The 21,272-nt window shown below is 62.1% G+C and carries 20 protein-coding genes; 1 reads left to right on the forward strand and 19 read right to left on the reverse strand.

Translation table 11 applies throughout. From position 1 onward, the window contains the following. Window position 1: 1 nt before the first annotated feature. From flhF to ACB032_RS09100, 19 genes are all read right to left on the reverse strand, one after another. Window positions 2–1,423, reverse strand: a complete 1,422-nt coding sequence (gene flhF, locus ACB032_RS09010; protein WP_371137792.1) for a flagellar biosynthesis protein FlhF — start codon at window positions 1,421–1,423, stop codon at window positions 2–4. A gap of 16 nt (window positions 1,424–1,439) precedes the next feature. Next, window positions 1,440–3,542 (reverse strand): flagellar biosynthesis protein FlhA, encoded by a 2,103-nt coding sequence (gene flhA, locus ACB032_RS09015; protein WP_016350056.1) that lies wholly within the window; start codon window positions 3,540–3,542, stop codon window positions 1,440–1,442. A 107-nt stretch (window positions 3,543–3,649) separates the two neighbouring features. After that, entirely contained in the window at window positions 3,650–4,780 is a 1,131-nt protein-coding gene (gene flhB / locus ACB032_RS09020; RefSeq protein ID WP_011705284.1) for a flagellar biosynthesis protein FlhB, read from the reverse strand. Between the two features lie 134 nt (window positions 4,781–4,914). Continuing rightward, window positions 4,915–5,706, reverse strand: a complete 792-nt coding sequence (gene fliR, locus ACB032_RS09025; protein WP_011705283.1) for a flagellar biosynthetic protein FliR — start codon at window positions 5,704–5,706, stop codon at window positions 4,915–4,917. A gap of 67 nt (window positions 5,707–5,773) precedes the next feature. Continuing rightward, complete coding sequence (gene fliQ / locus ACB032_RS09030) at window positions 5,774–6,043, reverse strand: flagellar biosynthesis protein FliQ (protein WP_011705282.1); 270 nt, start codon at window positions 6,041–6,043, stop codon at window positions 5,774–5,776. Between the two features lie 27 nt (window positions 6,044–6,070). After that, on the reverse strand, window positions 6,071–6,850 hold the full coding sequence (gene fliP / locus ACB032_RS09035; RefSeq protein WP_016350054.1) for a flagellar type III secretion system pore protein FliP: 780 nt from the start codon (window positions 6,848–6,850) through the stop codon (window positions 6,071–6,073). After that, window positions 6,837–7,220: a flagellar biosynthetic protein FliO gene (gene fliO, locus ACB032_RS09040; protein WP_005298795.1), complete on the reverse strand. Its 384-nt coding sequence runs from the start codon at window positions 7,218–7,220 to the stop codon at window positions 6,837–6,839. The genes fliP and fliO overlap by 14 nt, the downstream gene beginning before the upstream one ends. Further along, window positions 7,217–7,609, reverse strand: coding sequence for a flagellar motor switch protein FliN (gene fliN, locus ACB032_RS09045; RefSeq protein ID WP_011705280.1), 393 nt, complete (start codon window positions 7,607–7,609; stop codon window positions 7,217–7,219). The genes fliO and fliN overlap by 4 nt, the downstream gene beginning before the upstream one ends. 51 nt (window positions 7,610–7,660) lie before the next feature. After that, on the reverse strand, window positions 7,661–8,731 hold the full coding sequence (gene fliM / locus ACB032_RS09050) for a flagellar motor switch protein FliM (protein ID WP_011705279.1): 1,071 nt from the start codon (window positions 8,729–8,731) through the stop codon (window positions 7,661–7,663). A gap of 9 nt (window positions 8,732–8,740) precedes the next feature. After that, window positions 8,741–9,259, reverse strand: coding sequence for a flagellar basal body-associated protein FliL (gene fliL / locus ACB032_RS09055; RefSeq protein ID WP_011705278.1), 519 nt, complete (start codon window positions 9,257–9,259; stop codon window positions 8,741–8,743). A gap of 57 nt (window positions 9,260–9,316) precedes the next feature. Further along, window positions 9,317–11,347, reverse strand: a complete 2,031-nt coding sequence (locus ACB032_RS09060; protein WP_371137793.1) for a flagellar hook-length control protein FliK — start codon at window positions 11,345–11,347, stop codon at window positions 9,317–9,319. A 91-nt stretch (window positions 11,348–11,438) separates the two neighbouring features. Further along, window positions 11,439–11,879 (reverse strand): flagellar export protein FliJ, encoded by a 441-nt coding sequence (fliJ, locus tag ACB032_RS09065; RefSeq protein ID WP_039215304.1) that lies wholly within the window; start codon window positions 11,877–11,879, stop codon window positions 11,439–11,441. Between the two features lie 26 nt (window positions 11,880–11,905). After that, window positions 11,906–13,237: a flagellar protein export ATPase FliI gene (gene fliI, locus ACB032_RS09070; RefSeq protein WP_371137794.1), complete on the reverse strand. Its 1,332-nt coding sequence runs from the start codon at window positions 13,235–13,237 to the stop codon at window positions 11,906–11,908. A 72-nt stretch (window positions 13,238–13,309) separates the two neighbouring features. Then, window positions 13,310–14,116 (reverse strand): flagellar assembly protein FliH, encoded by an 807-nt coding sequence (gene fliH, locus ACB032_RS09075; protein WP_371137795.1) that lies wholly within the window; start codon window positions 14,114–14,116, stop codon window positions 13,310–13,312. Window positions 14,117–14,180: 64 nt separating this feature from the next. Next, the gene (gene fliG / locus ACB032_RS09080; RefSeq protein ID WP_011705273.1) at window positions 14,181–15,242 is read right to left on the reverse strand and encodes a flagellar motor switch protein FliG; all 1,062 of its coding nucleotides are present in this window, start codon (window positions 15,240–15,242) and stop codon (window positions 14,181–14,183) included. Further along, a complete protein-coding gene (gene fliF, locus ACB032_RS09085; protein WP_371137796.1) occupies window positions 15,235–16,947 on the reverse strand; it encodes a flagellar basal-body MS-ring/collar protein FliF in 1,713 nt (570 codons plus the stop codon). Before fliF ends, fliG begins: the two co-directional genes overlap by 8 nt. Window positions 16,948–17,040: 93 nt before the next feature. Beyond that, window positions 17,041–17,358, reverse strand: a complete 318-nt coding sequence (gene fliE, locus ACB032_RS09090) for a flagellar hook-basal body complex protein FliE (protein WP_011705271.1) — start codon at window positions 17,356–17,358, stop codon at window positions 17,041–17,043. A 204-nt stretch (window positions 17,359–17,562) separates the two neighbouring features. Next, entirely contained in the window at window positions 17,563–18,339 is a 777-nt protein-coding gene (locus ACB032_RS09095) for a hypothetical protein (RefSeq protein ID WP_371137797.1), read from the reverse strand. Between the two features lie 228 nt (window positions 18,340–18,567). After that, window positions 18,568–19,659, reverse strand: coding sequence for an HD domain-containing phosphohydrolase (locus tag ACB032_RS09100; RefSeq protein WP_371137798.1), 1,092 nt, complete (start codon window positions 19,657–19,659; stop codon window positions 18,568–18,570). 270 nt (window positions 19,660–19,929) lie between these two features. Here ACB032_RS09100 and rimO point away from each other — a divergent pair, with 270 nt between their 5' ends. Continuing rightward, window positions 19,930–21,258: a 30S ribosomal protein S12 methylthiotransferase RimO gene (rimO, locus tag ACB032_RS09105; protein ID WP_011705268.1), complete on the forward strand. Its 1,329-nt coding sequence runs from the start codon at window positions 19,930–19,932 to the stop codon at window positions 21,256–21,258. Window positions 21,259–21,272 lie beyond the last annotated feature (14 nt).

Here is a 21,272-nt window from a genome sequence, read left to right on the forward strand (position 1 = left end):
GTTACTCATAAAACTCCGAATCTTCGGCCTCGCCAAAGCCTGTGCCCCAGAAATAGGGTTCTTCTGTTTCCCGCTCCAGCGAGCCCATGGCAGCTCCGACGAGCTGTGCCGCATTGGCGACCTGAATATCTTCCGGAACCCTTTGTCCATCAGTGATATAGCTGATAGGCAATGCATTCTGGATACACACGTTAATCACTTCGCCCAGATTCAGACTCTCATCCAATTTGGTAAGTATGCAGCCGCTCAATGGAATACGCCGGAAATGGTCCACCGCTTCCTGCATCACCCGACGCTGGGAAGTGGCCGACATCACCAGGTAGCTGCGGATGCGTACCTTGGCATTCTTGACCAGGGTATCGAGCTGCTCGGTCAGCCGGATATCCCGCTGCCCCACCCCGGCGGTATCGATGAGCACCAGCCGGCGGTGACGGAACTGATAGAGCGCATTGGCCAGCTCCTCGGCATCCCGCACCTGCCGCACCGGGCAGCCCATGATGCGACCATAGGTCTGCAGCTGTTCATGGGCACCGATCCGGTAGTTGTCGGTAGTGATGAGTGCCACCTGCTCGGCGCCATACTTCATGGCAAACCGCGCCGCCAGCTTGGCGATGGTGGTGGTCTTGCCCACCCCGGTCGGCCCGAGCAGGGCAACCGCCCCACCCTGCCGCAGAATTTCGTCTTCGCTGATCTTGAGCTGGGCCGTCAACACCTCGGCCAACTGGGCCATGGCCTGATGGATCGACATATCCTCGGGGATAAGGCCGGCCAGCTGATCGGCAAAGGCATCGTCAAACCCTATCTTCTTGAGCTCCTTGATGAGCAGGGCACGCATCGGCTCGCGACGCTCCACCTCCTGCCACATCAGGCCGGAGATCTGATGCTCCAGCAGCTTGCGGATGCTGGCCATCTCCTTGCGCATCCCCTCCATCTCCTGATCCCGCTGGGGGGATTGGGGAGCACGGCCGGGCGCGGCGGCTCTCGCCTTCGGTTTGGCGGGCTCGGGAGCTGCTCCCCACTGCCCCTGCTCGGCCAGAGTACGGGGAGCACCGCTGACAGCGGCCGACGGGGCGCCGCTCTGGCCCGCCTGACCGTTCTGGGCCGGGTTCAGCTTCTGCTGGCGGGCCAGCAAGGCGGCCAGGGTGTCGACATAATGTTCGTTCTGCTCCTGGGCCGGACTCGGTGCAGGGCGGGTCATCTGCCGTCCGGCAGACGAGATATTGACGCTCTCATCGTTCAACTGACGGCGAACTGGCGCATCTTTGGGTCCCGGAACCTGGGATTGATAATCGACAGCGGCGACTATCTCCACCCCACCGGTGACCTTCTTGTTGGACATGATGACGGCATCGGGCCCGAGAGTCTCCTTGACCTCGGCCAGAGCCGTTCGCATGTCCTTGGCAAAAAACCGCTTAATCTTCACCCGTCATCTCCGCTAACTAGTTCTGCCCTACCGCACTGACGATGCGGATTTGCTTGTCATCAGGCACTTCCTGATAAGACAGAACGCGCAATCCAGGAATGGCATTCTTGACAAATTTCGCCAGGGTATTGCGCAGTATCCCTGATGTCAGAAGCACGGCCGGTTGGCCTTCCAGTTCTTGTCGTTGAGTGGCTTCCACCAGCGAGCGTTGCATCCGCTCCGCCAGACCCGGCTCGATGCCGGCGCCATCACCACCCCCTGCCTGCAGGGATTGATGCAATATACGTTCCAATTCTGGTGCCAAGGTGATCACCGGCAGTTCGGGATCCGGGCCGGCAATTTCCTGCACGATGAGCCGGCGCAGGGCGATACGGCAGGCCGCCGTCAGCACTTCCGGATCCTGGCTGCGCGGGGCATATTCCACCAGGGTCTGCAGGATAGTGCGCATATCGCGGATTGGCACGCCTTCATTAAGCAAATTCTGCAATACCTTCACCAGGTTACCCATGCTGATGACCTCAGGAACCAGCCCTTCCACCAGCTTGTTCTGGTGCTTCCCAATCATGTCGAGCAACTGTTGTACTTCGTCATGGCCCAGCAACAGGGCGGCATGGTTGGAGAGGATTTGGCTGAGGTGAGTTGCCACCACGGTCGCGGTATCCACCACTGTGTAGCCAAGGGTCTGCGCCTGGGAGACCTGCTCCTTGGCAACCCACACCGCCTCCAGTCCGAAAGCGGGATCCCGGGTCGCAACCCCCTGGATCTGGCCGAACACCTGGCCCGGATTGATGGCCATTTCCTTATCATGGTAAACATTGGCCTCGCCGGTACTGACTCCCATCAAGGTGATGCGATATTGGTTCGGGGCCAGATCCAGGTTGTCGCGGATATGCACCGCAGGCACCAGAAAACCCAGCTCCTGAGAGAGCTTCTTGCGCACCCCCTTGATCCGGTTGAGCAGCTCGCCGCCCTGGTTGCGATCCACCAGCGGGATAAGTTGATAGCCCACCTCCAGCCCGATGATGTCCACCGGCATCACGTCGTCCCAGCTCAGGTCTTTCTGCTCGTGGGTCTGCTCCGTGCTCGCCGGCATCAGCTCGCCCTTGGCCGCCTTGGCCGCCAGCTGTTTCTCGCGGCGCAGCAGCCACCAGGCACCGGCGGCGGCGATGGCCCCCAGGCTGAGGAACGCCAGATGGGGCATGCCGGGCACGCTGCCCATCATCAGCAGGATACCGGCCGAGATGATCAGAGCTTTGGGATTGTCGAACAACTGACCCAGCACCGCGGTGCCCATGTCCTGATCCGTGTTCTGGCGGGTCACTATGATGGCGGCAGCAATGGAGAGCAGCAGCGACGGGATCTGGGCCACCAGACCGTCACCGATGGCGAGCAGGGTATAGATCTGGGCCGCTTCGCTGAAGGTGAGCTGGTGCTGCACCATGCCGATGATGAAGCCGCCCAGGATGTTGATGAAGAGGATCATGATCCCCGCCACCGCATCCCCTTTCACGAATTTCGAGGCACCGTCCATGGAGCCGTAGAAATCGGCTTCCTGAGTCACGTCCTGGCGGCGCTTCTTGGCCTCTTCCTGATTGATGAGGCCGGCGTTCAAGTCCGCATCGATGGCCATCTGTTTGCCGGGCATGGCATCCAAAGTGAAGCGGGCGCTAACTTCTGAGATCCGGCCCGCACCCTTGGTGACCACCACAAAGTTGATGATCATCAGGATCATGAAGACGATGATACCGACCGTGTAGTTGCCGCCGATCACCACGTTGCCGAAGGCTTCGATCACGTGGCCGGCCGCCGCACTGCCGTTGTGGCCTTCCAGCAGTACCACCCGGGTAGAGGCGACGTTGAGCGCCAGCCGCAGCAGGGTCGCTATCAGCAGCACGGTCGGGAAGGCGGCAAATTCGAGCGGACGGCGGGTGTAGACGGCTACCAGTAGCACTACGATGGAGAGCGCGATATTGAAGGAAAACAGGATATCCAGCATCAGCGGCGGAATGGGCAGCACCACCATGCCAAGAGAGGCCAGCACCAGCAGCGGCGTCCCCAGGCCCTTGGTCAACAGCCACTTGTACTCTTTGATTCGGCCCAATGATGCCTGGAGTTTCATCGTTTTTCTCAATCTCAAACCGCTGATGCCAGATTAAAGCAAACATCAAGCCAATAATACAAGACATTGAAATACAATGATTTTATTTTGACTGTGTCAGAAGTTTGTCATTTGCGGAATTCGGTTGGAATGGGCAGATCCTTGGCCAGCGGATTGGGACGGCGACCACGGCCACGACGGAACTTCTTGAGCTGATAGACATAGGCCAGCACCTGGGCCACGGCGGCAAACAGCCCTTCCGGGATCTCGTGACCAATCTCGGTGGCGTGGTAGATGGCGCGGGTCAACGCCGGGGACGGCATCACCGGGATCTCGTACTCCCTGGCTATCTCTCTGATCTTCATCGCGATTTCATCGGTGCCCTTGGCCACGACCTTGGGCGCGCTGCCCGGCTTGGCCGTATCGTACTTGAGTGCCACCGAGTAGTGCGTCGGGTTGGTGATGACCACGTCCGCCTTGGGCACATCCCCCATCATGCGGCGCATCGCCATCTCCATCTGCAAGCGGCGGATCCGCCCCTTCACCTCGGGTTTGCCTTCGCTGTCCTTGAACTCGTCCTTGACCTCCTGCTTGGTCATCTTGAGCTGGCGCATGTGGTTCCACTGCTGGAACGGCACGTCGATGGCCACGATGGGAATGAGGGCGCAGCAGAGGATGATCAGCATCCACAGCAGCAGATCCAGCGCGTCTATGATGCCGCCCGGGTAACCCTCGAGGGAGAGATTGAGCAGGTGGTTGAACTGGCTGGAGAGCATCCACCAGGCGAACAGGGAGATGAACACCACCTTGGCGATGGACTTGACCAGCTCGACCAGGGATTGCACTCCGAACATCCGCTTGATGCCGTTGAGTGGGCTCAGCTTGCTCCACTTGGGCAGCATGGCTTCGGAGGAGAAGTTCATGCCCCCCATCAGGATGTTGCCGACAAAGGCGGCGATGGCCACCAGCATGAACAGCAGACCGAGTGGGTGCAGCAGCTCCCGCAGCAGGGCCGGCAACATGGTCATCATGGCATTGGGATCGAACGCCTGCTCCCGATCCAGGGTAAAGCCCATGGTGAGCACCTTGACCATGGCACCGGCCAGGCTCTCCTTGACCATCAGCAGGCCAAACACGGCCGCCAGCAGGACGCTGGCGGTACCCAGCTCCTTGGATCGTGCAATCTGCCCTTTTTCCCGGGCTTGTTGCAGTCGTTTGCCCGTGGGTTGTTCGGTACGTTCCTGATCGGTATCAGCCATGCTGACCCCCGCACAGGTCGAGGCAATCAGGCATCAAAGCCGCCTGAGCACCGTTGTTCAGTCGCACCATGCCAACGGTGCAGATCCAGGAGATCCATCCCAGGTAGTGGAGCCCCCAGCCTGCCGCCGGCATCTTACTGTCCTCCCAGGCACTGGGTGCCGATGAGGGTGCAGCTGGTCTCCTGCACCCGCTCCCACATGCTGTCGAAATGGCCGAGGAAACCACCGATGGTGAGCCAGAGGATCAGCAGGCCCGACATCATGCTGACCGCAAAGCCGATGCTGAAGATGTTGAGCTGGGGCGCGGCGCGGGTCATGACGCCGAAGGCAAAGTTGATGAGCAGCAGGGCGACGATGGCAGAGAGCGCCATCACCAGCGAGGCCTGATACATGACCCCGAGAAAACCGATCAGATCCCGAATGGAGGGCAGGCTGAGGCCGCTGTCCGACACCGGCAGGGTATCAAAGCTCAGCACCACCATGCGCAGCATGATGAGGTGACCATCCACCGCCAGAAATACCAGGGTCGCCAGCATCAGGTAGAACTGGCCCACCACCGGCGCCGACTGGCCGTTCATGGGATCCACCAGAGTGGCGAAACCCAGGCTGGTCTGCATGGCGATGATCTGGCCGGCCATCACGAAGCTCTCCATCAGGAACTGAGTCATGAGGCCTAGCGCGACCCCGATGAGCAACTGCTGGCCCAGCACCAGAAAACTGCCGACCGAGAACAGCTCGATCTTGGGCATGGGGGGAAGCAAAGGGGCAATCATCAGGGTCAGCGCCAGCGCCAGGCTGATGCGCACACGAGCCGGTGTCAGCCGGCTGCCAAACACCGCCATCACCATCAGCAGCCCGCTCACCCGCGCCAACGGCCAGACGATGGAAGACAACCACTCCATGATGAGAGCGGTTGTGTAGGTCATCCCGGCACCTTGCGGGTCATCGAGGCCGACAACGGGCGCAGCAGGCCGCACTGCTCGAGCGGGCCCCTCATCCCACCACCTCCGGAATTTGGCTCACCATCAGCAGGAAGAAGTCCATCAGACTCTGCAAGCCCCAGTGCGCCCCCGCCCCCAGAGCAAACAGGGTGACGATGAGACGGGGCAGAAAGCTCAAGGTCTGTTCGTTGATGGAGGTGGCCGCCTGGAAGATGGCCACCAGCAGGCCGACGCAGAGGCTCGGCAGGATCACGGCACACACCATGATGGTGACCAGCCAGAGCGCCTCGCGAAACACGTCGATAAAGGTTTCAGGACTCATGCCGTTCGCTCCTTGCGTTGCTCGCCCTTAACCACCAGCGCCCAGCCCGAAGCTGTTGGCCAGGGATCCCAGGATCAGGTTCCAGCCATCCACCATGACGAACAACATCAGCTTGAATGGCAGGGAGACCAGCATCGGCGACAACATCATCATCCCCATCGCCATCAGGATACTGGCCACCACCAGGTCTATCACCAGGAACGGCAGAAACAGCATGAAGCCTATCTGGAACGCGGTCTTGAGCTCGCTGGTGACAAACGCCGGGATCAGCACCCGCAGCGGCACGTCGGCGGGCTTGTCCACCTGCACGTTCGCTATCTCCATGAAGGTGTTGAGATCTTTGATCCGGGTCTGGGCCAGCATGAACTGGTGGATGGGCAGCTCGGCCTTCTCCAGCGCCTCCTTGGCCTGGATGGTCTCGGCCAGATAGGGTTGCAGCGCCTCGTTGTTGATGCGATCCAGCACTGGCGACATGATGAAGAACGACATGAACAGGGCGATGCCGATCAACACCTGGTTGGAGGGGCTCTGCTGCAGGCCGATGGCCTGGCGCAGAATGCCGAGCACTATGATGATGCGGGTAAAGGAGGTCATCATGATGACCATGGCCGGCAGGAAGGAGAGCGCCGTCATCAGCGCCAGCACCTGCAGGGTCAGGCTGTATTCCTGGCTGCCGTCCGCCATGGTCTTGATGGTGACTGCCGACATGCCATCCTGGGCCAGCGCCAGCGGCGAGCAGAGGATCAGGAGGGATAACAGGCCGACCAGCAGCCCACCGTGCGGCCGTGAGCCGTTAGCTTTTTTCATGCTTGCCCATCAATTTGCCAAGCTGCTGGGAAAACGCCTGGGGCTGGCTCTCGTCCAGCGGCTCTTCCAGGCGATAGAGAAAGTTGACCTGCTGCGGCGTCACCCCGAGCAACAGCTGCTGTTCGCCCACCTTGACCACCAGCAGCTTCTCCTTGTAGCCCACCGGCAGGCTGGCGATGACCCGCATCTGGCCGCCCCCCATGGCGGTGGCAATCTTGCTCTTCTTGAGCAGGAAACCGAGCACCAGGATGAGGCCGATGACCATCAGGCTGGAGAGCAGCCAGGAGGTGAGGCTGGGTGGATTGGCGCCCGCACCGGGTTCAGCCAGTGCGGGGAGAGAGAGAAGCCACAGCGGGAAGAGACGGATCATTTGAGTTTCTTGATCCTTTCGATTTGGCTGATGACGTCGGTCAGACGAATGCCGAACTTGTCGTTCACCACCACCACCTCGCCGTGGGCGATCAGGGTACCGTTGACCAGTACGTCGAGCGGCTCACCCGCCACCCGATCCAGCTCCACCACCGAGCCCTGGTTGAGCTGCAGCAGGTTGCGGATGCTGATCTGGCTGCGGCCCACTTCCATGGCGATGGTCACCGGAATATCCAGAATGGTATCCAGCTTGCGCCGCTCCTCGGCACTGATGGGGGCATCATCCTTGAGCTCTTCGAGGGGAGCGGGCTTGGCTTCAGCAGTCACCTGCTCTTCCAGCGCGGCTGCCCAGGCGTCCGCCATCAGATCCTCTTCATCAGTTCCGCTCATCTTGAATTCCTTATGCTGCTTTCTTGACGCCCTGCCAGCGCAGATCGCCGTTTATCGTTGTTGATCTTCGATGCTGCGCTCGAGCTCTTCCAGCTCGGCCTCGCCATCGATGCGTACACCGCCCCGGGTCACCAGATGCATCTCGGTCTTGACCCCTTCCGGGCGCTTGAGTTTGTCGGTGATCTTGAGCGCCACATTGTCCTTGGTCCGCCCCATCTTGGCATGGAACGTGGGCAAGTCCTCCACGAACACCAGCAGGTTCTCCGGCATCTCCACCGGGATGATGTCGCCGGGTTGCAGCTCCATCAGCTCGCGCAGGGTGAGCTCTGTCTCCAGCAACTTGGCCCGCAGCTCCACCTTGACGTCCATGATCTCGTCGCGCAGCGCCTTGCTCCAGCGCACGTCGGTATCGCCCTTGTCGCTCTGCACGCCGGCATCCAGCAGCTCGCGGATGGGCTCCAGCATGGAGTAGGGCATGGCCACGTGAAAGTCGCCGCCACCGCCATCCAGCTCGATGTGGAACGAACTTACCACGATCACCTCGGTGGGGCTGACGATGTTGGCCATGGCCGGGTTCACCTCGGAGTCGAGGTACTCGAAGCCCACGTCCATCACCGGCGCCCAGGCGTCCTTGTAATCCTCGAACACCAGCTTGAGCAGCATCTGGATGATGCGCCGCTCGGTGGGGGTGAACTCGCGCCCCTCGATCTTGGCGTGGTAGCGGCCATCGCCACCGAAGAAGTTCTCCACCAGGATGAAGACCAGCCGCGCCTCCATGGTGATGAGCGCCGTCCCCTTGAGCGGACGGAAACGCACCATGTTCAGGCTGGTCGGCACGAACAGGGTGTGCACGTACTCGCCGAACTTGAGCATCTGCACGCCGTTGATGGAGACCTCGGCAGTGCGGCGCATCATGTTGAACAAGCTGATCCGCATGTGGCGGGCGAAACGCTCGTTCACCAGCTCCAGGGTCGGCATGCGACCACGGACGATGCGGTCCTGGGAGGAGAAGTCGAACTGGGCGACGCCGGGATCTCCCGCCGCGCCTATCTCTTCCTCTTCGACATCATCGACCCCGTGCAAGAGGGCATCAATTTCGTCCTGACTTAACAGATCGCTCACGCTTCACCCTTATTGCATGACAAAGCCGGTAAACAGCACTTGTTCGATAACGGGGGAAGAGACCAGGTCATTGAGCACCCGACGGCACTCTTCCAGTGAATCCTTGCGCAGCTTCTCCTTGCCCTCGAAGGTCATCAGCTGCTCGCTGGTGGCCGCACTGAAGACCCGCAGCAGGGTGCCTTCGATGAGGGGGATATTCTGCTTGGCCAGCGTCTCGTCGGCGGTGCCGCGCACCATCAGCTGGATCTTGATCTGCACCAGCCGGTCACGCTGACCCCCGGAGACGTTGAACACGAAGGGGCGCGGCATGCCCACGTAGAGCGAAGGCTGAGGTGCCGCCTCTTTGGGCTTGGCATCTTTGCCCTCCCCCGCGGCCTCGGCCGCCGGTTTGTCGCCGCCGGACAGCATGAACCAGGCGCCAGCTCCGCCACCACCCAGCACAATCACGGCCAGGGCGATAATCATGATCAGCTTCTTTTTCTTGCCTGCCGCCGGGTCTTTCAGCGTCAGTTCGTTATCGTCTGCCATCCCTTGTCCACCCTAGTCTCAAACTTGTTCGATATCATAAACTTACTCGGGCTGGCATCAAGCATAGAAATCAATTCCGCTGTCGTTTGTCGATTCCGTCGACAAACGCATGCCGGCGCCCGTGACCTCTGCCTCAGTTTGGCCTGTTTCGGCAAAAGATCCGCTGCCTTTTTGGCCTTGCTGGCCCTGACCGGCAAACGCCGACTGACCCTGTGACTGCTGCTGCGGCTGTTGTTGCACCAGGGTCTGGCCCAGCTGGATGCCCTGCCCGGCCAGCATATCACGCAGCCGGGGCATGGCCTGCTCCAGCATTTCCCGGGTCTGGCCGTGCTGCACCACGAAATGGACGTTGGCCTGGCTGTCAGCCCCCATCTGTATCTGGATCTTCATCTTGCCAAGGCCGAGGGGATCGAGCTGGATCTCCGCCTGCTGCAGCTTGTCCGCCAGCATCAGGTTGACCTTCTGATGCAACTGGGCCGGCGCCTCCGGATCGGCCAGCTTGAGGTGGGGCAGGTTGGCGGGCTCGCGCCGCGCGGCCGCTTCGGTGGGCGCCGGCCGGTTGTCATGACCCACCGCCTGGGGTTGGCTGTTCTGCTGGACCTGCTGGCTGCGGCTGCTCTCCGGGGTGGTGGTGGTCTCGCTGCTCTCCTGGGTGCCGCCGCGAGCCAGCTCTGCCACCTTCTGCTTCACGTCGACTTTCACCTCGCTGCGGGCCCTGGGCGCGTCGCTACGCTCGGTGGCTTCCATCTGCTTGAGTCCGGCTGACAGGCTGGCCAGGGACGCTTGCGGACCCTGCGGTTCGCTGCTGGCGAGCACCTGTTGCGGTGCCACCAGCACGGGTTCGCTGGCGGGAGCGGTGGCCGGCGCCGGTGCGCCGCTGCTGGCGGCAGGAGCAGGCTGGCCCTCGGTCTTGGCGGCCACCGGCTTGGACTGCCCGTCCCCCTCGGCGGTGGTCTGCATCGGCGCCTTGTCAGCAGCGCCGTTGCTCGAGCCGCCATCGGTGCGAGTCACCCCCTTTTCAAACGCTCTGGCGGCGCCAGGCTGAGTGGCCACGGCCTGGTGGGTGGCCTGCAGCGGAGCGGTTTTTACCGGCTCTTCCTTGCCCGCCATGGGCGGCACTACAGGCTTGGCCCCCTTGTCGGCGCCTTCCAGCTGGATCTTGGTGTCATTCTCACCCTGTTCGCTTAACGCGGCGGCGGGTACCTTGCTCAGCAAGGCCGCCCGCTCGGCGGCGGAGAGCTCGCTTTTGCTCCCCTTGGTCTCTTTGCCATTGTTATCGGTAGGTTGGTCGGCATTGGCGCCGCCGGCACCGCTCTCCTTGCCACCGCTCTCTTTCCCGGCTCCCTGCAGCTGAGCCGCCAGGGCGGCATCATCCGTCACGACGGCATCCGACTGCGCGGCTTTCGCATCAACCGGCACACTGGTTTCGCCCGTGAGCAAGCTGGCAGCCTGGCGGGCCAGCGCGGCGGCACTGGTCGTCGCCCCCTGCTTCTCACCACTGCCGGCGAGCGGCTGGGTGAGGGTGGCCGCTGCCTCGGCCGACTCGGCGTCCGCGTCTTTGTGCGGCAACATCTTGCCGTCCATCTCAATGACGGGAGCCGTGGCGACCAGATTGATGGCCGGCGGGGCGACCAGGGAGGTGTCCTGTTTGAGGGCATCCTGCAGACGCTGCAAGAAATCGTTGGGGGCGAGAGCGGGATCGGGCTCACTCCCCTTCTGTGGTTTGTCGTCGGCGCTAGCGGCCTCTTCGGCCTCATTCGCCAAAGATTTGGCAGCCTCGCCCTTGGCGGTCGGCACCAGCTTGTTGCCCTCCAATGCACCCGCGCTTCCCTGCTCGGCGCCAGGCCGTGCCGGAGCCTTGCTATCAGCGTTGGGGGCCTTGCCATCTGCGTTGGCAACCTTGCCGTCGGCTTTGGTATTGACCTTGTCAGCCTGCTGCACCCGGTTCATCACCTCGGAAAAGCCGACCTTGCCGTCGCTCTGCAGGGCCCCTTCACCGCCATCCTGGCTCGCCGTCAGCACAGCACTCTTGTCGGCAGCGGCAGCGGTCGGCGCGGCGGGAGAATTGGTTAACAGTGTCTGCATCATGGTGAAGATTCCTGGCGACATTCGGCTTCGGGTTTATCCTCAGCTCCCCGGGGGAAGTGAGGCGCACACGGGATGGCAAGAAGAAAGCAAGTTACAGGCCAGAATGGTGGAAACGGCGCAGCATGGCGTACTCGTCCAGCATCTTCTGCTCCTGGCGCTGGGCTTTCTGCTGCTCGCGTCCCGCTTGCTTGGCCAGCAGCAACTCCACCGCCTTGCGCCGCTGCTGGGCGGCCAGCCACTCCTCGCGACGCAGTTCCAGCGCCTGGCGTACCTGCAATACCCCTTCATACTGCTGGGTAGCCGCCTGCTCCAGCTTGTTGATGAAAGCGTGATACTGGCTGTTCTGCTGGGCACCTATGCCCTGCAGGCCACGGTCGGTCCACTGCTGGTGGTAGATCTGGCGGTACTGGTTGAGCGCGTCCTGCTGCTCCATGAAGATCTTCAGATCCTGCTGGGCCTTGGCCAGCGCCAGCGCCGCCTGCTGTTCGGCCTCCATCAGCCGCTCCGACAACATTACCAAGCCTTTACTCATGGGCACGCCCCCCTCTTATCTTCTCGTCACCGCATCAGCGGCATGGCCACCAGCTGCAGGGCCTGCAGGCCCGCATCGTAGTGAATGACCTCGCGCATGCCTTGCTGCAAGAACTGATCCAGATAGGGTTTCTGGATGATGGCGCGGTCGATGCGGGGGTCGGAGCCCTGGCTGTAGGCACCGATGGTGATGAGGTCACGGTTCTGTTGGTAGAGGGAGTAGAACTGCTTGAGGGTGCGCGCCAGCTCCATGTGTTCCGGCGAGGTCACCATAGGCATCACCCGGCTGATGGACTTTTCGATGTCGATGGCCGGGTAATGGCCCGCATCGGCCAGCTCGCGCGACAGCACGATGTGGCCGTCGAGGATGGCCCGCGCCGCATCGGCGATGGGATCCTGCAGATCGTCCCCTTCCGTCAGCACGGTGAAGAAGGCCGTGATCGAGCCCTGGCCGTCGCTGCCGTTGCCGGCCCGCTCCACCAGTGCCGGCAATTTGGCGAACACCGAGGGCGGATAGCCCTTGGTGGCCGGCGGCTCGCCCACTGCCAGGGCGATTTCGCGCTGGGCCTGGGCGTAACGGGTGAGCGAGTCCATCAGCAGCAATACGTTGAGCCCCTGATCGCGGAAATACTCGGCGATGGCCAGCGCCGTCTCACACCCCTTGAGCCGCATCAGCGGCGAGGCATCGGCCGGCGCCGCCACCACCACGGAGCGGGCACGCCCCTCCTCCCCCAGGATCTCCTCGATGAACTCCTTCACCTCGCGGCCCCGTTCGCCGATGAGCCCCACTACCACCACGTCGGCCACCGAGCCACGGGTCATCATGCCGAGCAGCACGGATTTGCCGACGCCGGAGCCGGCGAACAGCCCCATCCGCTGGCCCTGCCCCACCGTCAGCACGGCGTTGATGGCGCGCACCCCCACGTCCATCGGCTGATGGATCGGGCGGCGGGAGAGCGGGTTGATGCGGTGCTGGGCAAACTGCACCGTCTGGGAAGAGAGGATGGGGCCAAGCCCGTCCAGCGGCTGGCCGATGCCGTCGATGACCCGGCCCAGCAGGTTCATGCCGACCGGGATACCGTGCTCCTCGATGATGGGCACTACCCGGGCGCCCGGAATGACCCCCTTGAGCTGTTCGCTTGGCATCAGAAACAGCCGATCGCCGGAGAAGCCGACCACTTCGGCCTCCAGCGAGCCGTCCTGGGTATCGATGCGACAGAGCGCTCCGATGGCGGCGCGGCAGCCGATGGCTTCGAGGGTCAGCCCCACCACCCGGGTCAGCTTGCCGGCCACCGGCGGTTTGGGGGCGATATCGCGTACCCGATACCCTTGCAACCGATTGAGTAACGAGCCGCTCATCCGGCCTCCTGAGATATGATGTTGAATGGGTAGAGAAAGCAGACGGGCCGCACCCTGGCGGCCCGCACGCCCTTAGCCGCGGGCATCCTGCGATGCATTGTCGCGCAGGAAGTTGCGCAGCAGCTGATCGATGCGCCCCGCGAGGGTCAGATCGATGCTGGAGAGTTCGGTGGCCAGTTGCAGATCGCCGGGGGAGAGGGTGGGATCGCTTTGCAGCCGCCAGTGGCGCTTGGCGCACTCCTCGGCGCCGAACGCCTGCTCGACCCGGGCCAGATCGTCCGGGTTCAGCATCAGAGTGACCCCCAGTTCGGCGGCCGGCAACAGCGCCAGCCCCTGCTTGAGCGCTTCGAGCAACAGCCGGGGCGAGGTTTCCGCCTCGTGACGGATAAGGGCGCGGGCCAGCTGCATCACCAGGGCGATGAGCTGCTGCTCCACCGCGCCGTCCAGCTCCTTGAGCGGGTTGGCGAGGCGATCGATCAGCCCCTGCCAGTGGCTCATCTGCTGATCCACCAGCTCGCGGCCGAGGGCCAGCCCCTCCTCCTTGCCCTGCTCCAACCCGGCGGCATGACCCTGCTGCAAGCCTTCCAGCTTGCCCTCTTCGAGCCCCTTGGCGTAACCGGCTTCACGCCCCTCGGCCATCCCCTCTTCCCAGGCGGCCTGGCGAATTGCTTCAAGCTCCTCGGCAGTGATGCTGGGGGCCGGCTCCTCCACCGGCTCTTCGACCGGGACCTCTTCTTCCTGCCGATACCAATCCGGCGTCAGCCCGAGGGCGTTGGTCTCGACCTCGGCCTCGACCTCCATCTCGGGCCAGCCCCAGGTCTGGACCTGGCTCTCATCCCCGTCGGGTCTGACATAACCGCGCAGCTTGTTGTTGTTCATCTGCCTGCCGCACTCCTCGCCATAACGCGGCCCGCTCCGCTATTCACGCCGACGTGACCGCTCATCAGAGGAACTCCTCGCCGCCACCGGCACCCAGCATGATCTCGCCGGCATCCGCCAGACGACGGGCGATGGAGAGGATCTCTTTCTGGGCGGCTTCCACTTCGGAGACCCGGATCGGCCCCATGGCCTCCAGATCGTCCGCCAGCATCTCGGCGGCCCGCTTGGACATGTTCTTGAATACCTTCTCGCGCATCTGATCGTCGGAGCCCTTGAGCGCCCGTTGCAGCAGATCGCCAGGCACTTCCCGCAGCATGGTCTGGATGCCGCGATCGTCCACATCGATGAGGTTTTCGAACACGAACATCAAATCCTGGATCTGCTGGCTCATCTCCTCGTCCGACTCGCGGATGGAGTCCATCAGCTGGCCTTCGATGTTGGTGTCGAGGTAGTTCATGATGTTGGCTGCCGCCTTCAGGCCGCCCATCTTGGCTGCCTGGGCACCCGCCGCACCGGCGAACTGTTTCTCCATGATGTCGTTGAGCTCTTGCAGTGCCGCCGGTTGCACCTCTTCCAGGTTGGCGATACGCATCACCAGATCGAGGCGCACCTGTTCCGGGAACTGGCTCAGGATCTCGGCCGACTGTTCTGGCTCCAAATAGGAGAGAACGATGGTCTGGATCTGCGGGTGTTCGTTCTGGATGATGCTGGCCACCTGGCGGGCATCCATCCACTTGAGCGAGTCGAGGCCGCGTGCACCTGAACCCAGGATGATCTGATCCACCAGGTTGCTGGCCTTGTCTTCGCCAAGGGCCGCCACCAGCGCCTTGCGCACGAAATCTTCGCTGCCGATACCGATGTTGGTGTACTTCTGGATGTCGTCGATGAATTGACGGTGGACCGCCGCCACCCGGTCGTGACTGAAATCCGACATGGAGGCCATCGACATGCCGAGCCGCTGCACCTGCTTGGGCTCGAGATGGCGGAAGATCTGGGCGGCATCCTCTTCGTTGAGGCTCAGCATCAATACCGCCGCCATCTCCATCCCGCTCATCTGATCCAGGATCTGGCGCTGACTGTCGGTGATGTCATTGCCGGTGACCTGTGTCTTGTTTTCGTCAGCCATCTTTGTTCGCTACCCATTCTTTAATGACCTGTGCGGCCAGATCCGGTTCGTTCGCCACCAGCGCACGTACCGCCTTGAGCAAGTCTTCGTCACGGTGCAGATCCGGCAGTTTCAGATGGCCGTCACGTACCCCGAACACCGGCTCGGATTCAGCCTGAGCCGCCAGCAGACTGAGCTCGTCATCTCCACCCAAGACGGTGTGGTTGTCGAAGTCCAGTTCCCCTTCCGGCTTGGCATCCGGATAGAGCAGGCGCTTGAGCATGGGTCGTACCACGGTGACGATCAACACTATGATGACCAGCACGGAGGCGGCAATGCGCACCGCACGCCAGAACCAGGGCTGCTCGTAGAGCGGCGCTTCGGCCACGCTCTCAAGCTCGGGCCGGTTGAACGGGATGGCGACCACCTCCAGAGTATCACCACGGGTCACATCAAAGCCAAGGCCACCGCTCAGCAGACGGCGCAGGGTATCGAGTTCGGGCTGGGTACGGGGCTCACGGGTCACCTTGCCATCGGCAGCGGTAGACGCCTTGTAATCCACCGCCACCGAGACGGTCATGCGGCGAATGCCACCCATCTGGCGCCGGATATGGCTGACGGTGGTATCCAGTTCGAAGTTGCGGGTCGCCTCCTTGCGGGAGCGGCCGGAAGAAGACGCAGTGGTTTCGGCATTGGGGCCGGTCGCCTGCTGCGGAATGTTGGAGGCGGCTGGCGGCTGGTTGGAGAGGGCGCCAGGCACGCCGCCGTTGCTGCCGTTGGCGCTGTTCTCTTCCATGGTCATTTCGGAGCGCACCGCCGGCAAATCCGGGTTGTAGGTCTTGCGGGTCTGCTCCTGCTGGGAGAAGTCGAGGGAGAGATCGACCTCCGCCGTATAATTGTCGGCGCCGAGCACCGGGATCAGGATGGCGTCAATTTTTTGTTTGTATTCCAGCTCCTGCTTCTGCTGCATCGCAAACTCCTTGCGAGTCTGGGCAGAGACGGGATCCTGGGAGCCCGAGTTGAGCAGGCGGCCGTTCTGGTCGGTCACGGTGACGCGAGTCGGCTCCAGACCGTGCACCGCAGAGGCGACCATGTCGACGATGGAGTCCACCTCACCCTGACCGAGGGCATTGCCCTTGAGGCTCAGCACCACAGTCGCGCTGGGTTTGCGTTCGTTGCGGGCAAACACGTTGTCTTTCGGGATGGCCAGCAGCACTTGGGCCTTGGCCACATTCTGGAACTGCTCGATGGCGCTGGCCAGCTGGCGCTCGCGGCTCAGCTTGAGACGCTCGCTCTCCATCCGCTGGCTGACACCAAAGCTGGAGTCCTTGAGCAGGATGTCTTCCCCGTCACTGGTGGTGTCGGTGGCGTTGGCCAGGCCGGCACGGGTCAGCGCCAGCCGGATGCTGGAGTAGTTCTCGGCACTGACCAGCACGCTCTTGCCATCCACCTGATAGGGGATCTTCTGCTGATCGAGGTAGTCGAGGGTCTTGACCAGCTCCTGGGTGGTGTAGGTGCCAAGGGGCCGCATGTCCGGCTCCTTGCCCCACAGCAGGATGAAAACGGCGATCGCCAGACAGATGGCCAACCCCAGGATCAGGGTGATCTGACGCAGCACATCCGTGTTGTACAGAAAGCCGAGTGCTGAACTCTTCTGCTCATTCTCATCGAGGGCGGCACTGCCCTCATCGTTCATCAGCAGTTCGCCATTTTGGTCATTAGCCACGATTTATGTCCTTATTGCTGACATGTTCATGATGTTCATGATGTTCATGATGTTCATGATGTTCATGATGTTCAGTTGCCATGGTGAGCGCGCTTATACCGGCATGTTCATGATGGTCTTGTAGGCATCGACCATCTTGTTGCGTACCTGCACCGTCGCCTCGAAGGCGATGGAGGATTTCTGCCCGGCGATCATCACCTGGGACAAGTCGACCGAGTTGTCGCCCATGTCGAAACGGGTACGCAGATCGTTGGCGGCCCCCTGCAACTCGTTGACGTTGCCAAGGGCCTGTTGCAGCAACTGGCCAAAGTCGGACGTGACCTGGCGGCCGGGCTGGGTCAGCGGCGTGGCGCCGGCTTCGACCTTGAGTGCCTGCATCTCTTGCATCAGGCTGCTTGCACTAATTTCCATATTCCATCCCCAGACAAATCATTGACGCTGTCAGGGTGTAAGCAATTAGGGTGCCAACAAGTAGAAAACCGCCAGGCAAGCGGGATGAGAGGAGGGGTAAGCAGCACGCAACAGGCGATGCGAGGGCAGATTATTTGCCAAGTAGCAGGCGTTCCCGTCAGCCAGCAAGATGCGGGCCGACGGAAAAGGCCGGAAAGCGGGTGACTAGCGGGTCAGATCCTTGTCCACCCAGTACTTGGAGCCAGAGATGTTGGCATCGAGCAGCAAGCCTTTCTCGCCGATCTGGTAGATGGCCATGCCGCCGTTGTACTTGGCGCTGAGCTCGGCACTCTCCTTGCCCGCCACGGCCCCCATCTCGGAGGTCGCCTCCCAGCCTTGGCTCACGAAGGCATCGAACCTGGCCTTGTCTTCAAACAGGATCACCTGCTGGTAGAACTTGCCACCGAGCCCGGCCGCAAGCCCGGCACCGAACATCTTCATGTAGGTGTGCTTGCCGCTGGTGCGGTTGACCGCCACCCCGGCCCCCTGGTTGGTGTGCAGCATCAGGGAGAACTTGCGCGAGTCGAACACCGCATAGCCATAGGCCTTGTCAAACAACAACTTGGCTGAGGGTTGCTGGTTGAATAGCCGCACCAGGGCGGTGTCGGCCATGGTATCGAGGGCAAGCCGCGCCTCGTCGGCCGTCTTGGGCTCGAGCATCTCGTCGAGCTTCTTGTCGGCCACCGTCAGCCACTCCTTGCCGGTAGCCACGCTCTTGTCGGTCCAGGCGCCGGCGGTGTTGAACGCCTCCGAACCCCACTGGGAAACCGATGCCCAGGTCGCCTTGGAGAAATCCGTGACGCTCTGCCACGCCTCCTTGCTGGTGTCGCTCACCGCGCTGCCGAGCTCGCTCGCGGCCGCTTTCACCTTGGCCCAGTCAGCCAGGCTGGGAGCCGATGCCAGCGCCATGACCGTTGCTATCACCAGGAATCGAATCTTCATGCTGTGCTCCACCCTTTGTGATGAGTTGATGGTCACAGTAGCAGATCTGGCCTAAGCCGGATAAGCCCAATGGCACGAGGCGGGTCAATCAGTGACGCTCGTCATGATGGGATCCATCCGCTTGACGGCCTCGATGGGGCAAAGCCCACCGCAGCTCTCACGCTATCTCGGGAAGAGTCACAACAGGGCAAAACGAGGTAGGGCAAGTCATGACACCAGGCCCGCCGCCTAGCTGGCGGCGGGCTCTCGGTATTGCTGATGGATGGCGCGAAACGCCTCCTTGTTGCACAGCGCCGCGGCGACGCAGGCGGGGTCGAACTGGCTGCCGGCGTGGGTTTCGAGGTAGGCAAAGGCCGCTTCGAACGTCCAGGCCTGCTTGTAGGGCCGCTCGCTGGTGAGCGCATCGAACACGTCGGCCACCGCGACGATGCGGGCCTCCAGCGGGATCGCCTCCCCCGCCAGCCCCTCCGGATAACCCTGCCCGTCGAAACGCTCGTGGTGATAGGAGATGATGTTCTTGAGCATGTCGGTGTGATGGATGCCGTCGAGGCCAAACTCGCTGATCATCAGGGCGATCATCTCCCGCCCCTTGAGCGGGTGGATCTTCATCACCCCGAACTCCTCTGGCGTCAGCTTGCCGGGTTTGAGCAAGATGGCGTCGGGCACCGCAATCTTGCCGATGTCGTGCAGCTCGGAGAAGAGATAGATGAACTCTACCTCCTCGTCGCTCAAGGGATAACGGGTGGCCACGGCGCGGGCGATGAGCCGCGAATAGGCCGACATCCGGTGCAGGTGATTGGCGGTCTCTTCATCCCGGTAGCGGCTGAACTCCCGCGCCGTGGTAAGCGCGCCGCTCAGGGTCTGAATCGAGAAAAACTCCACTGCTATGATGGCCGCCAGGATCTGGGCGTATGCCGCCAGTTCGCCGCGGATGGCGGGGTCGAAGTAGCCAGGCACCCTGGCATCGCAAAACAGAAAACCGAACAGCTTGCTGTTGAACAACAGCGGCTCGGTGTAGCTGGATTCATAACCGGCCGCCAGCAGCTTGCGGCTGTGCTCGGAGGGGGAGCCCAGCAGCGAGTCCAGCGTGTCGAGCACGCGGGGCTGTTTATGCTCGGCCAGATAGCGCAGGGAGGGGACGTCGCTCAGCTTGACCTCGTACTGCACCAGCGGGGAGCTTCCCTCGGTGCTGTGGGCAAAGGTTTTGAGCCTGTCCGTGTGCTGGTCATAAATCGCGATGGCCACCCGGCTCAACTTGTCAAACCGCTGCCTGAGCGTGGCGTGCACGTTCTGCATTCTCTCGCCAAATGAGCTGTCCATCCCGTCCTTCCTTCCAGTCTGCCTGCAGGGAGTATAGTGACACCCGTCTTCCCGCTCTCGCAAAATTGATTTGAAACTCAACAGCCAGCAAGCTGACGGAGCAAGGGTGCCGCCATCGGCCCGTATCGGCTCAAATCGGGCCTGCCTTGGCACAATCCTGCCTCGCCGGAGATATTGTTCGATTCCGCCGTGCCGGCTGTATAGTTTTTGGTTAGCCATTCCGGTAAAATCCGCGCCCTAAAACTAGAGCCACCTAAGAGTGATTGAGCGATGTCCAACACAAAACAGGCCCCCAAAGTAGGATTCGTCTCCTTGGGTTGCCCCAAAAATCTGGTCGATTCCGAGCGCATCCTGACCCAGCTGCGTACCGAAGGGTACGACGTGGTGCCCAGCTATGACGATGCGGAAGTGGTGGTGGTCAACACCTGCGGCTTCATCGACAGCGCGGTACAGGAGTCCCTGGAAGCCATCGGCGAGGCCCTGGCCGAGAACGGCAAGGTGATCGTCACCGGCTGCCTCGGTGCCAAAGAGAACCAGATCCGCGAGATCCACCCCAAGGTGCTCGAGATCACCGGTCCCCACGCCTATGAAGAGGTGCTGGGCCACGTGCACAAGTACGTCGAGAAGCCGACCCACAACCCCTTCACCAGCCTGGTGCCGGCCCAGGGCGTCAAGCTGACCCCCCGCCACTACGCCTATCTGAAGATTTCCGAAGGCTGCAACCACCGCTGCACCTTCTGCATCATCCCCTCCATGCGCGGGGATCTGGTGAGCCGTCCCATCGGCGAAGTGCTGGCCGAGGCCAAGCGTCTGAAAGAGGCCGGCGTGAAGGAGATCCTGGTGATCTCCCAGGACACCTCTGCCTACGGCGTGGACGTCAAGCACCGCACCGGTTTCTACGACGGCATGCCGGTCAAGACCAGCATGGTGGCCCTGTGCGAAGAGCTGGCCAAGCTCGGCATGTGGGTGCGCCTGCACTACGTCTACCCGTACCCGCACGTGGATGACGTCATCCCACTGATGCGTGACGGCAAGGTACTGCCCTACCTCGACATCCCGCTGCAACACGCCAGCCCGCGCATCCTCAAGCTGATGAAGCGACCGGGCACCGTCGAGCGCACCCTGGAACGGATCCAGAAGTGGCGCGAGATCTGCCCCGAGATCACCCTGCGTTCCACCTTCATCGTCGGCTTCCCCGGCGAGACCGAAGAAGAGTTCCAGATGCTGCTGGACTTCATCGACAAGGCAGAGCTGGATCGGGTCGGCTGCTTCAAATACAGCCCGGTCGAAGGCGCCAAGGCCAACGAGCTGCCGGATCCGGTGCCGGAAGAAGTGCAGGAAGAGCGCTTCCAGCGCTTCATGGAGCTGCAGCAGCAGGTCTCCATCCGCAAGCTCGCCCGCAAGGTCGGCAAGGAGATGCTGGTGCTGATCGACGAGGTGGACGAAGAGGGTGCCACCGGCCGCTCCGCCGCCGATGCCCCCGAGATCGACGGCCTGGTCTATCTGAACGGTGAAACCGGCCTCAAGCCCGGCGACATGGTCAAGGTCCGCATCGATGAAGCGGACGAGTACGACCTGTGGGCCAGTCTCATCGACTGATCCCCGACAAGCAC

The sequence above is a fragment of the Aeromonas sp. S5(2024) genome, assembly GCF_041403025.1.
GTDB lineage: Bacteria > Pseudomonadota > Gammaproteobacteria > Enterobacterales > Aeromonadaceae > Aeromonas > Aeromonas hydrophila.

Excerpts from the sequence above, each read along its gene's own strand:
- flhA (WP_016350056.1), bottom strand. The coding sequence starts at position 3,542 with ATGAAACTCCAGGCATCATTGGGCCGAATCAAAGAGTACAAGTGGCTG.
- flhB (WP_011705284.1), bottom strand. The coding sequence starts at position 4,780 with ATGGCTGATACCGATCAGGAACGTACCGAACAACCCACGGGCAAACGA.
- fliR (WP_011705283.1), bottom strand. The coding sequence starts at position 5,706 with ATGACCTACACAACCGCTCTCATCATGGAGTGGTTGTCTTCCATCGTC.
- fliQ (WP_011705282.1), bottom strand. The coding sequence starts at position 6,043 with ATGAGTCCTGAAACCTTTATCGACGTGTTTCGCGAGGCGCTCTGGCTG.
- fliP (WP_016350054.1), bottom strand. The coding sequence starts at position 6,850 with ATGAAAAAAGCTAACGGCTCACGGCCGCACGGTGGGCTGCTGGTCGGC.
- fliO (WP_005298795.1), bottom strand. The coding sequence starts at position 7,220 with ATGATCCGTCTCTTCCCGCTGTGGCTTCTCTCTCTCCCCGCACTGGCT.
- fliN (WP_011705280.1), bottom strand. The coding sequence starts at position 7,609 with ATGAGCGGAACTGATGAAGAGGATCTGATGGCGGACGCCTGGGCAGCC.
- fliL (WP_011705278.1), bottom strand. The coding sequence starts at position 9,259 with ATGGCAGACGATAACGAACTGACGCTGAAAGACCCGGCGGCAGGCAAG.
- ACB032_RS09060 (WP_371137793.1), bottom strand. The coding sequence starts at position 11,347 with ATGATGCAGACACTGTTAACCAATTCTCCCGCCGCGCCGACCGCTGCC.
- fliJ (WP_039215304.1), bottom strand. The coding sequence starts at position 11,879 with ATGAGTAAAGGCTTGGTAATGTTGTCGGAGCGGCTGATGGAGGCCGAA.
- fliI (WP_371137794.1), bottom strand. The coding sequence starts at position 13,237 with ATGAGCGGCTCGTTACTCAATCGGTTGCAAGGGTATCGGGTACGCGAT.
- fliH (WP_371137795.1), bottom strand. The coding sequence starts at position 14,116 with ATGAACAACAACAAGCTGCGCGGTTATGTCAGACCCGACGGGGATGAG.
- fliG (WP_011705273.1), bottom strand. The coding sequence starts at position 15,242 with ATGGCTGACGAAAACAAGACACAGGTCACCGGCAATGACATCACCGAC.
- fliE (WP_011705271.1), bottom strand. The coding sequence starts at position 17,358 with ATGGAAATTAGTGCAAGCAGCCTGATGCAAGAGATGCAGGCACTCAAG.
- ACB032_RS09095 (WP_371137797.1), bottom strand. The coding sequence starts at position 18,339 with ATGAAGATTCGATTCCTGGTGATAGCAACGGTCATGGCGCTGGCATCG.
- ACB032_RS09100 (WP_371137798.1), bottom strand. The coding sequence starts at position 19,659 with ATGGACAGCTCATTTGGCGAGAGAATGCAGAACGTGCACGCCACGCTC.
- rimO (WP_011705268.1), top strand. The coding sequence starts at position 19,930 with ATGTCCAACACAAAACAGGCCCCCAAAGTAGGATTCGTCTCCTTGGGT.